Source organism: Altererythrobacter sp. Z27 (assembly GCF_052683155.1).
On sequence record NZ_JBQYMC010000001.1, the window covers coordinates 1,245,653 to 1,258,777 of the forward strand.

Here is a 13,125-nt window from a genome sequence, read left to right on the forward strand (position 1 = left end):
GGCGCTCGCTCTAGGGCTCTTCGCCATGAGCGACAAGCGTGACCTTTTGATCATCGGCGGCGGGCTGGTCGGCATGACGCTGGCCTTGGCCGCCGCGCGCCGCGGTTTTTCGAGCCATGTGGTCGACAGCACCGACCCTGCGGAACTCACCGCCCAGGGGTTTGACGGACGCGCCTCGGCCATCTCCACCGCGAGCTGGAACCTGTTCACCAATATCGGCATCGCCGGTGCGCTCGAGCCCTATGGCTGCCCGATCGATTCGATCGCGGTGAGCGACCAGCTCAAGCCGGGCCGGATCGACTTCACGCCCGCGCCACATGACGGGACGCTGGGGCGGATGTTCGCCAACCGCCAACTGCGGCTCGCATTGTTCGAAGCCGCCGCGAAAGAACCGCTGATCGGCTGGCACGCGCCCGCCAATGTCGTGTCGCGCGAACGCGGCGAATTCGGCGTTTCCGCCACGCTGGCCGACGGCACAGTACTCGAAGCCGCGCTGATGGTGGGCGCCGAAGGCCGCCGCTCACCCACCCGCGAGGAAGAAGGGCTCAAGATGGCCAAGTGGGACTATCACCACCGCGCCATCATCGTCGGGCTCACGCACAGCAAGCCGCATGACAATGTGGCGTGGGAGATTTTCTATCCCGACGGCCCGTTTGCGCTGCTGCCCATGCTCGACGATCCCGACGGAACGCACCACACCGCACTGGTCTGGACCGTCTCCGAAAAGGATGCCGCCGGCGTGCTCAAGCTGTCGGCCCGGGCATTCCTCGACGAAGTGATCAAGCGCATGGGCGACCTGCTGGGCGATGTGACGCTGAACAGTCCGCGCTCATCCTATCCGCTGAGCCTGCAGCACACCGTCCGGATCACCGGCGAGCGGCTGGTGCTGGTGGGCGATTCCGCACACGGCATGCACCCGATCGCGGGCCAGGGGCTCAACCTCGGGCTGCGCGATGTCGGCGCGCTGGTCGAAGTGATGGAGGAAGCGCGCCGCCTGGGCCTCGATATCGGCGATGCGCAGGCGCTCAAGCGCTTCGAAAACTGGCGCGCGCTCGATTCGCTGATGGTGATGAGCGCAACCGACGGGCTGACCCGGCTGTTCGGCCTGAAGGGCAAGGCGGCATCGGCGGTGCGCCGCCTCGGCATGGCCGGGGTCCAGCGCATGCCCGTGCTGAAGCAATGGTTCATGGACGAAGCGCGCGGCGTATCGGGCGACGCGCCGCAATTGCTACGCGCCTGAGCCAAGCGTCAGTTGCCCGGCGAATCGACCGGGCTGCGCTGTTCTACCGGATTGCCCGCACCGTCGCGCAAGCGGCCCGGATCGAGCACTGCGGCGGTTTCGATCGTCTCAAGCGCATCCATCGCAGCGGAATAGCGCTGCGCATCGGCGATCCATGCCTCGGCCTTGTCCGCACCCGGCAGGTTCTGCACTTCGGCAATCGCGGAATCGATCCGGCCGCTTTCGAGGAACTGGCGCGCGCGCTCAAGCCGCCGCTCGGGCTGCGGCGAAGGGGTGCTCTCGCGCCGCACGACGAAAAGCTGGCCCAGTTCGCGGCGCAAATCGCTCCATGAGCGGACACCCTTTTGCTCGCGCAGTTCGGGGGCCAGCCCGTCGAGCCGGGCAAGCAGCACGTCGAGCGTGATCGGATCGCGCGAGAAAGTGATGATGGTCCGCACAGCATTGGGCCAGCTGTCGCCAAATCGCAGCCGCAACTGGTCGGCAAGATAGCCCAGCTCCGCTCCGCGTTCGACCGCGCGGCGGGTAGCAAAGGCGATCAGCAGCCCTTCGGCGCGCGCGGCATTACCCGCTGCAGCCTGGGCCTGGAGGTCGAGCCGCGCCAGCCGCTGCTCGGCGGCGGCCAGTCGCTGGTCGAGCCCGCCCTGCTGCTCCGCCACGCGCTCGACCGCTTGCGCCGCGCCTGCGGCTGCGACGCTGGCGGCAGCGGCTTCGCTGGCGATGGCGGTGGGGGTCGGTTCGGGCACGCCGGAACCGTCATCGAGTGCGGGAATATCGGCATCGGCACCGGCTTCCGGCGCAGCCAGTTCGGTTGGCGTTTGCTCTTCGCCGTCAGGCCAGAAGTAATAGGCGACCAGCGCCGCGCCGAGCAGGAACGATGCCACGACTGCGAACATTATGGGCCGCATCGAGGGCCCTTTGCGGCGACTGCCAAACCTTGATTCCATACCCGTCCGTTCCGCGACCTAGTGGCGGCACCCCACCCCTTTATGTTTTGTTCCGCCTCATTGGCACATGTCCTGCGCCAAGGCCAGCAACTCGGCATCGGAGGGGCTGGCAGCCGCGCGAACGTCGCGCCAGCCGCTTCCCACCATGCCCAGCACGCGCGGTCCGATGGCCGCCAGCGCAATCCTGTCCCGCTCCAGTCCCAGCCTGTCGCATTCGGAAGCGAAATGAGCGGCCGCCCCCGCCGAATGCAGCAAGACGACCGCGCCATTACTCAGCCTGTCAGCAAAATCCTCTGAAATATATGTATTTTGCACGCGATAGACGACACGGGTTATCACATTCACGCCATCGGGCAGATCAATCGGCACATGGTCTTCTCCGGCCAGTCGCAGCAAATTGCGATAGGGCGGACTAAGCACATCGATCAGCGACTGCAGCCCGCCCGAACCGGTTTCGGCGACCGAAAATCCGGCGAGCCTCGCGGCATTGGCGGTGGCCTCGCCCACGGCCAGCACAGGCAGGTGTGAAAGCGATTCCAGCTTCTCCCCGCCGAAACGAATTGCATTCGCGCTTCCCACCAGCAGGGCATCGACCGATTTGAGATCGGGCAAGGTCCAGCCCGACGGCCCGACCGCCGAGAGGGGATATCCTGCAATCGGAAGGCCGCGCGCGGCGCCGGCGGCGATGGTCGAGGAAAGCCCCGGCTCGGGCCGGATGGCAAAAACCTGCATCAAGTGCCGTGATGCCCGAAGTGCGGCGCCATGTTCGAAGTGAGGCGCGCAAGGAGGCCCGCCCCCATCGCCGCAACCCAGTCCAGCTCGCCAGCAGGGCCGCTCGCGCATTCCTCGATCCGGTCCGCGCCGTCGGGGCTGAACAGCGCGCAGCGCAGTGTCAGCTGTCCGCCGTCCGCTTCGGTCAGCATGGCGATCGGGCTGTGGCAATTTCCGCCCAGCGCGTTGAGCAGGGCGCGCTCGGTCATCACCGCGTGGCGGCTGGGTGCGTGATCGATCGCGGCAAGCAGCTCGCGTGCGGCGCTGTCCTCCGCGCGGCACTCGATCCCGATTGCGCCCTGCGCCGGAGCCGGAAGCCATTGCTCGGGATCGAGCCGCGCGCCCACGCTATCTTCGCCCAGCCGGTCGAGCCCGGCGGCGGCCAGCAAGGTGCAATCGGCCTCGCCATTTGCGAGCTTGCCGAGCCGGGTCGCGACATTGCCGCGAAAGGTCACCACCTTGCAGTCCGGCCGCGCATGAAGCAGCTGCGCCGCGCGGCGCGGCGCGCTGGTCCCCACCGTCGCCCCATGCGGAATTTCTTCGATGCTGGCTGCCCCGACCAGCCGGTCCGCCGTGTCTGCGCGCGGCAATATCGCTGCGATTGCCAGCGTGGGCGGGCGCAGCGTCTCGACATCCTTCATCGAATGGACCGCGGCATCGATCCGGCCTTCATGCAGCCATTGGTCGAGTTCCTTGGTCCACAACGCCTTTCCGCCGATTTCGGCAAGCGGGCGGTCGAGCACCTTGTCGCCGCTGGCGACCACCGGGACCAGTTCGACCGCCGCCTGATCCCATCCATGCGCCGCGCACAGCCGGTCGCGCGTCTCATGCGCCTGCGCCGTCGCCAATGGCGAATTGCGCGTGCCCAGTCGCAAAATCGGCGCGTCGGGATAATGAGTTGCGGGCGAAGCCTGTGTCATGGCGGTGCTTGCTCTAACCCCGCAAACCTCTAAGGGAAAGCGGCATGAGCACAAAGCCCCGCATAGTCTTGGGCATAGAATCCAGCTGCGATGAAACCGCCGTGGCACTGGTCGCGAGCGACCGGACGATCCGTGCGCAACGGATCGCGTCGCAGCATGCCGAGCACGCGCCATATGGCGGGGTGGTACCGGAAATTGCCGCGCGCGCGCATGCCGAACGGCTCGCCCCTATGCTCGAAGCGGTGATGGAGGAAGCGGGCGTCACGCTGGCCGATTGCGACGCGATTGCCGCCACGGCCGGCCCTGGCCTGATCGGTGGAGTGATGGTCGGGCTGGTTGCCGCCAAGGCGCTGGCGATGGCATCCGACACGCCGCTGATGGCGATCAACCATCTGGAGGGCCACGCGCTGAGCCCGCGCCTGGCCGATCCTGAACTCGAATTCCCCTACCTCCTCCTGCTGGTGTCGGGCGGGCATTGCCAGATCCTGCTGGTGGAAGGCGTGGGGCGCTATCGCCGCCTTGCCACGACGATCGACGATGCGCTGGGCGAAGCCTTCGACAAGACTGCGAAGATATTGGGGCTCGGCTATCCGGGCGGCCCGGCGGTCGAGAAGCTGGCGCAATCGGGCGATCCGCGCGCGGTGCCGCTGCCACGCCCGCTGGCCGGATCGAGCGAACCGCATTTCTCCTTCGCGGGCCTCAAGAGCGCGGTGCTGCGCGCCAAGGAAAGCGGGGCGCATGCCGATGCCGATATTGCTGCGAGCTTCCAGCAAGCCGCGGTCGATTGCCTCACCGATCGCCTTTCGCATGCGCTCGCACGGATCGATCCGGTCCCGAATTTGGTGGTGGCAGGCGGCGTCGCGGCCAACCGCACGATCCGCACCGCGCTGGAACGGCTTGCATCGGGCCTCGCGATGGGCTTCACCGCTCCGCCTATGGCACTGTGTACCGATAATGCCGCGATGATCGCCTGGGCAGGCTGCGAACGCCTGCAACTGGGCCAGTTCGACCCGCTCGACGTGTCTGCGCGCCCGCGCTGGCCGCTCGATCCGGATGCGGCGCCGGTGCGCGGCGCGGGGGTGAAGGCATGAGCGCGCATCGCCCGGTCGGTGTGCTCGGCGCCGGCGCCTGGGGCACTGCACTCGCGCAGATGCTGAGCAGTGACGGGCGCGATGTGCTGCTGTGGGCGCTTGAGCCCGAGGTTGCGGACGAGATCAACCGCAGCCATCGCAATACGCCCTATCTGCCCTCGGCTTCTCTCAACCCGACAATCCGCGCGACCGGCGATCTTGCCGAATTCGCAGGGGTAGAGATCGTGCTCGCGGTCACGCCCGCACAGCACCTTGGCAGCGTGCTGGCGAAGATGGCCAGCGCCCCGCGCGATCTCGTGCTGTGCAGCAAGGGGATCGAGGCGGGCAGCGGCCGGTTGATGAACGATGTCGCCAAGGAAGCCCTGCCCGGCAGCGATGTCGCCGTGCTTTCCGGCCCGACTTTCGCGCATGAAGTCGCAGCAGGCCTGCCTACAGCCGTCACGCTCGCCTGCAGCGGCGGACGCGCGCAATGGGATCGGCTGGCTCCCGCCATCGCCCGGCCCGCCTTCCGCCCCTATTTCTCCGAAGACGTGACCGGCGCCGAGATCGGCGGATCGATCAAGAACGTGCTCGCGATCGCTTGCGGCGTGGTGGAAGGGCTCAGGCTCGGCCAGAACGCGCGGGCCGCGCTGATCGCGCGCGGCTATGCCGAAATGCTGCGTTTCGGCGAAGCCATGGGAGCAGAGCCCGAGACGCTCGCCGGCCTGTGCGGCTTGGGCGATTTGGTGCTGACCTGCAGCTCCACCTCGAGCCGCAATTTCTCGCTCGGCAAGGCGCTGGGCCAAGGCGGCGACGCGGCAACGCTGATGGCCGACCGGCGCACCGTAGCGGAAGGCGCGCATACCGCGCCGGTGCTGCACGAGCTCGCTGAAAAGCGCGGCATCGCCATGCCGATCGTCAGTGCGGTCAACATGCTGCTGGGCGGTGCTGCGCCCGCGCGAGTGGTCGAGAAGCTGCTGGCCCGCCCGCTGACCGCCGAGCGGGACGAATCTGCGTGAGCGCCTCGGCCACTCCCGAAAAACCGGCGCAAGGCGACCAGGGCGATATCGCTGCCCTCGCCAAGGGCGGCCGCACCAATTTCTTCGGCTTCCTGCTGCGGCTTGCCGCGCGACTGCCGTTCCTGTTCATCGCCGGGCGGCTTTACGGAGCCGATGCGCTGGGCCGCTTCGCCAGCGCACTGGTGGTGATCGAACTGATCGCGCTAATCTGCTCGATGGGCGAGAAGCGCGGGCTGGCGCAGCGCCTCACCGACGGGGATGATGAGCCGGTCAACCTTGTGCTCGACGGGATGCTGCTGGCGCTGATGCTGTCGACCGTGGCGGCAGTGGTGCTGTGGTTCTTCCCCGCACCGATGTTCCCCTCGGGCAATTACACCGCACTCGACAAGCTGCTGGTGATCGCCATCCCGGCCTATGCGCTGACCGAGATCCTGCTGGCGGCGCAAGCCTATCGCTTCGATATCGCCACCACTGTGCGCGCCCGCGCGGTGATCGAACCGTGGACGATCTCGATCATGGCAGGGGTGTTTTTTTACACCGCCTGGTCCGACAGCGGGCTGGCGCTGGCCTATATCGCCTCGATCTTCGCCGGGCTGGCGGCGGCGGCATGGCCCTTCTTCCGGACCTATGGACTACCCAAGGGATGGAGGCCGAACCCGGCCAAGATGGCTCGCCTGAGCGCCCGGGCATTCCCGCTGGCGGTGGCCGATGCGGTCGAATGGGGTACGCGGCGGCTCGACATCTTCATACTCGGCTTTTTTGCGGCACCGGTCGCGGTCGGCATCTATTACGTCGCGCAACAGGTCGCGAGCCTGCCGCAGAAGCTAAAGACCAGCTTCGAGCCGATCCTTGGCCCGGTCATCACGCGCAACCTCAAGGAAAAGAACTATGGCGCGATCGCCGCGCAGGTGCGGCAGGTCGGCTTCTGGATCATCGCCGCGCAGGCCGGGATCGCGCTGGCGCTGGGCATTCCGGGCGAAGCGGTGATGGGGCTGGTCGGCCCCAACTTCGTCGGCGGCACCGGCGCACTCGCTTTCCTGCTGCTGGCCGAAGTGGTGGCCGCGACCGCCGTCGTGTCCGAAGCCGCGCTGGTTTACGTCGCGCGCAAGCGCAACCTCGCGATCTCGCTCGGCACGATCGCGCTGCAGGCCGCGCTGACGGTGGGCGCGATGCTGCTGGTCGAGCGGCTGGGTTATGGCGAGCCGTTCAAGGCGGCGGGCGCGGCGATCGCGCTGATGCTCGCGCTCGGCAGCGCCAGCCTGGTCAAGGCATGGCTGCTCGCGCGCATCCTGGGCTATCCGGTAGGCAACTGGCGCTGGCCGCTGGTATGGGCGGTCGCCCCGGCAGTGCTGGTCGGCTATCTCGCCACGCTCATGCCCGAATGGGCCGAGCTGATCATCGGCATTCCGCTGATCCTCTGCACCTATGGCTGGGTGATCTGGCGCCGCGGCTTCGGCCCCGAGGATCGCGTGCTGTTCCGCCGCAATATCGGCGGCGACAAGCCCGATAGCTAAACTTGGCTTCCCTGCGGGCGCGCTGCTATGGGCCGCTCGCCTGAATTCGAGCGAATGGAACACGCATGGCTGAAACGATCCAAACCTATTGGCCCTATCTGCTTGCCACCCTTGCTGTCGTGCTGGCGGTGGGCTGGTTCCTGTTCCTCTCGAACCGCAAGACTTCGGTCGTCACCGACCGGCGCGACGTGCTCGACGAAGGCGCCGCTCCGGCCCAGCGCAACCAGGCCCTGATCGACGCGCCCCGCAGCGCAGCCGATCCGGCGACCGCCGAACTGCCGAAATCGCAGCCAGCGACTTCGGGCGACGACCTGACCCGCATCAAGGGACTCGGCCCCCGGATCGCGACCATGCTGAACGAAATGGGCGTGGCCCGATTCGCCGATATTGCCCGCTGGGACGATGCCGAGATCGACAGAATCGACGCGCAACTCGGCAAATTCCAGGGTCGCATCCGCCGCGACGCCTGGGTCGAGCAAGCCAAGTTCCTGAGTCAAGGCGACGAATCCGGCTTCGTGGCAAAGTTCGGCCAGAACGGCTGAATCCCTGCCGGATTTGGCCGATTCCTGTGTTAAGCTCGCTGGCTTGGAAAGGGTCGGGGAAAGGAGCTGCGCATGCCACAGCCATGCATCCTTGTGGCCGAAGACGAATGGATTATCGCCGCTGACCTGTGCGAAACGGTCGAAGAGGCCGGCTTTCATGTCGAAGGCCCGCATTGCGATGTTTCCTCCGCCATGCGCGCATTCAAGAAGCACAGGCCCGATGTCGCGATCCTCGACGTGCAGTTGAGTGACGGCACGGCCTATGCGCTGGCGCGCAAGCTGGCCGACGAACATGTGCCGATCATCTTCCATTCGGGCCGTTACACGCGCGACGAAGTGCTCGACAAATTCCCCGGCGCGACCACGCTGGCCAAGCCCTGCCCGCCGGCCCAGATCATCGCCGCAGTGAACGAGGTGCTGCACACCGCCTGACGATTCCCGCCGCGATCTGCCCTGCACGCGCCAATCCCCTTTCGGACTTGGCCAGCGCCCGCTACTGAGCCCTTGCTGCTTTGCCTCAACCCTGCAAAGTGGGACAGCAAACTAGTTACGGGAGATACTTGTGGCGGGCATGGTTCCCTTCAATTGGGAAGATCCTTTCGACCTCGAAAGCCAGTTGACCGAAGACGAACGCATGATCCGCGACGCGGCGCATGGCTTCGCGCAGAGCGAGCTGCAGCCGCGCGTGATCAAGGCATTCGCTGAAGAGATCGACGCGCCCGAACTGTTCCCGCTGTTCGGCCAGGCCGGCCTGCTGGGCGCAACCATCCCCGAGGAATATGGCGGCGCTGGCGCCTCTTACGTCGCCTATGGCCTGATTGCGCGCGAGATCGAACGGGTCGACTCGGGCTATCGCTCGATGGCTTCGGTCCAGTCGAGCCTCGTGATGTTCCCGATCTATGGCTATGGCTCCGAAGAACAGCGCCGCAAATATCTGCCCGGCCTCGCTTCGGGCCAGTTGATCGGCTGTTTCGGCCTGACCGAACCCGATGCCGGTTCGGACCCTGCAGGCATGAAGACCGTCGCCCGCAAGGATGGCGACGGCTACGTCATCAGCGGATCAAAGACCTGGATTTCCAACGCCCCCTTCGCCGATGTCTTCGTGGTCTGGGCCAAGAGCGAGGAGCACGGCGGCGGCATTCGCGGCTTCGTGCTCGAAAAGGGCATGAAGGGGCTTTCCGCGCCCAAGATCGAAGGCAAGATCTCGCTGCGCGCCAGCACCACCGGCATGATCATGATGGACGATGTGAAGGTTGGCGCCGATGCGCTGCTGCCCAATGTCCAGGGGCTGAAGGGCCCGTTCGGCTGTCTCAACCGTGCGCGCTACGGAATCAGCTGGGGCGCGATGGGCGCTGCCGAATTCTGCATGCATGCCGCGCGGCAGTATGGCCTCGATCGCAAGCAGTTCGGCCGCCCGCTGGCCGCGACGCAGCTGTTCCAGAAGAAGCTCGCCGACATGCTCACCGACATCGCGCTGGGCCTGCAGGGTTCGCTGCGCGTTGGCCGATTGATGGACGAAGGCCGCTTCGCACCCGACATGATCAGCGTGGTCAAGCGCAACAATGTCGGCAAGGCGCTCGAGATCGCCCGGCAAGCGCGCGACATGCATGGCGGCAACGGGATCAGCGAAGAATACCAGGTGATCCGCCACATGGTGAACCTCGAAACGGTCAATACTTACGAGGGCACGCATGACGTCCATGCGCTGATCCTTGGCCGCGGCATCACGGGCATCCCGGCGTTCTGAACCGTGAACCGGGGTCGCAAACCAGCGCTTTCCTACCTGCCGCTCCGCTGGCATGGTTCGCCCATGCAGCAATTCCTGCCGCCCGCTGACCGCACCCTGCCGATGGCAGGCTTCGGCGGGGCAGGTTTTTTACTTCAAGACAGTGTCGCATGTGTCGCACGGCCGCAGCGGGGGGCATGCGCATGAAGCTCTACGGATATTACCGCAGCTCGACCAGCTATCGCCTGCGCATCGCGCTCGAGCTGAAAGGCATCGCCTACGAATATGTCCCGGTGAACCTGCTCACTTCCGAGCAGAAGGGCGAGGCATTTACCAGCCGCAACCCCTTCGGCAGCGTGCCGATGCTCGAGGCGGACGGGCGCGACCGGGCGCAATCAATGGCGCAACTCGAATGGCTCGACGAGGCCCATCCGCACCGCCCCCTGCTGCCCGCCGACATCGAAGACCGCTACACCGCGCGCGAGCTGGCCTATGCGATCGCCACGGAAACGCATGCAGTAAACAATCTGCCGGTTCTCAAATATCTGAAGGACCCGCTGGGCCATTCGCAGGAAGAGATCGACATCTGGTATCGCCACTGGCTGGCGCGCACCTTCGCGCCGCTGGAAGCGCGGCTGGCACAGCTCGGCACAGGCGATTTCCTGTTCGAACGCCCCGGCTTCTTCGAGGTCGTGCTGCTGCCGCAGGTCTATAACGCGCGGCGCTTCGACTTCGATTTCAGCGACAAGCCGCATATCGAGCGGATCGAGCGGGCCTGCCTTGACCTGCCCGAATTCCAGCGCGCGCACCCCGATAACCAGATAGACGCCCCATAATTTTTGGCCCGAGAGGACTTCATGAAACTAGCTACGCTGAATGACGGAACCCGTGACGGAAAGCTGGTCGTCGTTTCAAAGGACCTGACGCGCTATTGCGCCGCAGACAATATCGCGCCCACGCTTCAGGCGGCGCTGGACAATTGGGACCGGGTCGCGCCCGAACTCGAAGTGCTGGCGCGCGATGTCGAACACGAAGCGGTGCCGTGCGAACGGTTCCACGAGCGCGAAGCGATGTCGCCGCTCCCCCGCGCCTACCAATGGGCGGACGGTTCGGCCTACATCAACCACGTCGAGCTGGTCCGCAAAGCGCGCGATTCCGAAGTGCCCGAGAGCTTCTATCATGATCCGCTGATGTACCAGGGCGGCAGCGACAGCTTCCTCAGCCCGCGCGATGATATCCCGCTGGGCGACATTGCCTGGGGCTGCGACATGGAGGGCGAAGTCGCCTGCATCACCGATGACGTGCCGATGGGCCTGTCGGCTGAAGAAGCCGCGGGGCACATCAAGCTGCTGATGCTGGTCAACGACGTCTCGCTGCGCGGCCTGATCCCGGGCGAGTTGGCCAAGGGGTTCGGCTTCTTCCAGTCGAAGCCCGCCAGCGCCTTCTCACCCGTGGCGATCACGCCCGATGAGCTTGGAGCGGCCTGGGCCGATTGCCTGATCCACCTGCCCCTGATGGTCGATTACAATGGCGAGCCCTTCGGCCGCGCCAATACCGGGGTGGATGCCACCTTCAACCTCGCTCAGCTGGTCGCGCATGCCGCCAAGACGCGCAATCTCTGCGCCGGCACGATCATCGGCACCGGCACGATCAGCAACAAGGGCGCAGACGGCGGACCGGGCAAGCCGGTGAGCGAAGGCGGGCTGGGCTATAGCTGCATCGCCGAAATCCGCATGATCGAGACGATTTATGACGGTGCGCCCAAGACGCGCTTCATGCATCCGGGCGACACTGTGCGGATCGAGATGCGCGACGACCACAACCATTCGATCTTCGGCGCGATCGAGCAGAAAGTGGTGCAGGCCTAGATCTCGATCGGTTTGAACGCGGTTGCTTCGTCCCCGGTGTTGGGCGTGCCATCGGCGTCCATCACGAACAGCTTGACCTCACCCTTGCGTGCGCAGGGGCGGTGTTCGGTCCCTCGCGGCACAATGATCAGATCGCCTTGCACCATACGCTCTGTATGGTCGCGAAACTCCATGTCGAGCTCACCCTCAATCACTAGGAACAGCTCATCCGTGTCATCGTGCTGATGCCAGTGGTATTCGCCTTCAACCTTGCACAGGCGAACTTCGTTGCCATTGTAGCGCGCGGCCAATCTGGGAGCCCAATGATCTGAAAACAGGGCGAATTTTTCGGAAAGATTTACCTTAGAAGCCATCAATATACCACCACGCTGCGGATGCTCTCGCCTGCGTGCATCAGGTCGAAGCCCTTGTTGATCTCTTCCAGCGTCAGCACATGGGTAATCATCGGGTCAATCTGGATCTTCCCGTCCATGTACCAGTCGACGATTTTCGGAACGTCGGTGCGACCCTTGGCTCCTCCGAATGCTGTGCCACGCCAATTGCGCCCTGTCACGAGTTGAAAGGGGCGTGTGCTGATTTCCTTGCCCGATTCGGCCACGCCGATGATCACACTGGTCCCCCAGCCGCGGTGGCAGCATTCGAGCGCGGTGCGCATCACTTCGGTATTGCCCGTGCAATCGAAGCTGTAGTCCGCCCCGCCATCGGTCATCAGCAGCACCTTGGCGATAATGTCGTCGCGACTCATGCCCTTGGTATTAAGGAAGTCGGTCATGCCGAACTTGCGGCCCCATTCCTCACGATCGGGGTTGATGTCGATGCCGATAATCTTGCCCGCCCCCGCCAGCTTGGCACCCTGGATCACGTTGAGGCCGATCCCGCCCAGGCCGAACACCACGACATTGTCGCCAACCTGCACCTTGGCCGTGTTGACCACGGCACCCACGCCGGTGGTGACGCCGCAGCCGATGTAACAGCTGGTCTGGAACGGCGCGTCCTCGCGGATTTTAGCGACCGCGATTTCGGGCAGCACGGTGAAGTTCGAGAAGGTCGAACAGCCCATGTAGTGGAAGATCGTCTCGCCCTTGTAGCTGAAGCGGCTCGTGCCGTCGGGCATCAGCCCCTTGCCTTGCGTCGCGCGGATCGCAGTGCACAGATTGGTCTTGCCGCTGAGGCACGATTTACACTGGCGGCATTCGGGCGTGTAGAGCGGGATCACATGATCGTCGGGCTTCACCGAAGTGACACCGGGCCCGACTTCGCGCACGATCCCCGCGCCTTCATGGCCCAGGATCGAAGGGAAGATGCCTTCGCTGTCGAACCCGTCGAGCGTGTAGGCATCGGTGTGGCAGATGCCGGTCGCCATGATCTCGACCAGCACTTCGCCTTCTTTCGGCCCCTTAAGGTCGACTTCGACGATTTCGAGCGGCTTCTTCGCTTCGAAGGCAACGGCGGCGCGGGTCTTCATGGTCGATTCTCCTGTTCGTCACCCGATTGGAGCGACTCGGCCAGCG

14 protein-coding genes are annotated in these 13,125 nt (G+C 65.3%); 9 read left to right on the forward strand and 5 right to left on the reverse strand.

Translation table 11 applies throughout. From position 1 onward, the window contains the following. The first annotated feature begins 25 nt into the window (after positions 1-25). Positions 26-1,240, forward strand: coding sequence for an FAD-dependent monooxygenase (locus ACUJ47_RS06150; RefSeq protein ID WP_445537533.1), 1,215 nt, complete (start codon positions 26-28; stop codon positions 1,238-1,240). Positions 1,241-1,248: 8 nt separating this feature from the next. Here the strand turns inward: ACUJ47_RS06150 and ACUJ47_RS06155 are convergent, their stop codons facing one another. The 3 genes from ACUJ47_RS06155 to hemC all read right to left on the reverse strand — a co-directional run bounded on the left by ACUJ47_RS06155 (position 1,249) and on the right by hemC (position 3,875). After that, positions 1,249-2,133 (reverse strand): hypothetical protein, encoded by an 885-nt coding sequence (locus ACUJ47_RS06155; RefSeq protein WP_445537534.1) that lies wholly within the window; start codon positions 2,131-2,133, stop codon positions 1,249-1,251. Positions 2,134-2,241: 108 nt separating this feature from the next. After that, on the reverse strand, positions 2,242-2,916 hold the full coding sequence (locus ACUJ47_RS06160) for a uroporphyrinogen-III synthase (protein WP_445537535.1): 675 nt from the start codon (positions 2,914-2,916) through the stop codon (positions 2,242-2,244). Continuing rightward, positions 2,916-3,875, reverse strand: a complete 960-nt coding sequence (hemC, locus tag ACUJ47_RS06165; protein WP_445537536.1) for a hydroxymethylbilane synthase — start codon at positions 3,873-3,875, stop codon at positions 2,916-2,918. The genes ACUJ47_RS06160 and hemC overlap by 1 nt, the downstream gene beginning before the upstream one ends. A gap of 44 nt (positions 3,876-3,919) precedes the next feature. On the opposite strand from hemC, the gene tsaD reads away from it, so the two are divergent. The 8 genes from tsaD (at position 3,920) to ACUJ47_RS06205 (ending at position 11,614) form a co-directional block, all read left to right on the forward strand. After that, the gene (tsaD, locus tag ACUJ47_RS06170; RefSeq protein ID WP_445537537.1) at positions 3,920-4,966 is read left to right on the forward strand and encodes a tRNA (adenosine(37)-N6)-threonylcarbamoyltransferase complex transferase subunit TsaD; all 1,047 of its coding nucleotides are present in this window, start codon (positions 3,920-3,922) and stop codon (positions 4,964-4,966) included. Next, entirely contained in the window at positions 4,963-5,964 is a 1,002-nt protein-coding gene (locus ACUJ47_RS06175; RefSeq protein WP_445537538.1) for an NAD(P)H-dependent glycerol-3-phosphate dehydrogenase, read from the forward strand. Before tsaD ends, ACUJ47_RS06175 begins: the two co-directional genes overlap by 4 nt. After that, positions 5,961-7,478 (forward strand): lipopolysaccharide biosynthesis protein, encoded by a 1,518-nt coding sequence (locus ACUJ47_RS06180; protein ID WP_445537539.1) that lies wholly within the window; start codon positions 5,961-5,963, stop codon positions 7,476-7,478. Before ACUJ47_RS06175 ends, ACUJ47_RS06180 begins: the two co-directional genes overlap by 4 nt. Positions 7,479-7,543: 65 nt before the next feature. Then, the gene (locus ACUJ47_RS06185; RefSeq protein WP_445537540.1) at positions 7,544-8,020 is read left to right on the forward strand and encodes a hypothetical protein; all 477 of its coding nucleotides are present in this window, start codon (positions 7,544-7,546) and stop codon (positions 8,018-8,020) included. 72 nt (positions 8,021-8,092) lie between these two features. Further along, the gene (locus ACUJ47_RS06190) at positions 8,093-8,452 is read left to right on the forward strand and encodes a response regulator (RefSeq protein WP_445537541.1); all 360 of its coding nucleotides are present in this window, start codon (positions 8,093-8,095) and stop codon (positions 8,450-8,452) included. 139 nt (positions 8,453-8,591) lie between these two features. Then, positions 8,592-9,767 carry an acyl-CoA dehydrogenase gene (locus ACUJ47_RS06195; RefSeq protein ID WP_445538871.1) on the forward strand — a complete coding sequence of 392 codons (1,176 nt, stop codon included), beginning with the start codon at positions 8,592-8,594 and terminating at the stop codon, positions 9,765-9,767. 182 nt (positions 9,768-9,949) lie between these two features. Further along, on the forward strand, positions 9,950-10,582 hold the full coding sequence (gene maiA, locus ACUJ47_RS06200; protein WP_445537542.1) for a maleylacetoacetate isomerase: 633 nt from the start codon (positions 9,950-9,952) through the stop codon (positions 10,580-10,582). 21 nt (positions 10,583-10,603) lie between these two features. Next, positions 10,604-11,614, forward strand: coding sequence for a fumarylacetoacetate hydrolase family protein (locus ACUJ47_RS06205; protein WP_445537543.1), 1,011 nt, complete (start codon positions 10,604-10,606; stop codon positions 11,612-11,614). On the opposite strand, the gene ACUJ47_RS06210 is transcribed toward ACUJ47_RS06205, so the two are convergent. After that, complete coding sequence (locus ACUJ47_RS06210; protein WP_445537544.1) at positions 11,611-11,904, reverse strand: cupin domain-containing protein; 294 nt, start codon at positions 11,902-11,904, stop codon at positions 11,611-11,613. The two genes, ACUJ47_RS06205 and ACUJ47_RS06210, sit on opposite strands and share 4 nt — an antisense overlap. 62 nt (positions 11,905-11,966) lie before the next feature. After that, positions 11,967-13,079 carry an S-(hydroxymethyl)glutathione dehydrogenase/class III alcohol dehydrogenase gene (locus ACUJ47_RS06215; protein WP_445537545.1) on the reverse strand — a complete coding sequence of 371 codons (1,113 nt, stop codon included), beginning with the start codon at positions 13,077-13,079 and terminating at the stop codon, positions 11,967-11,969. Positions 13,080-13,125: the final 46 nt, after the last annotated feature.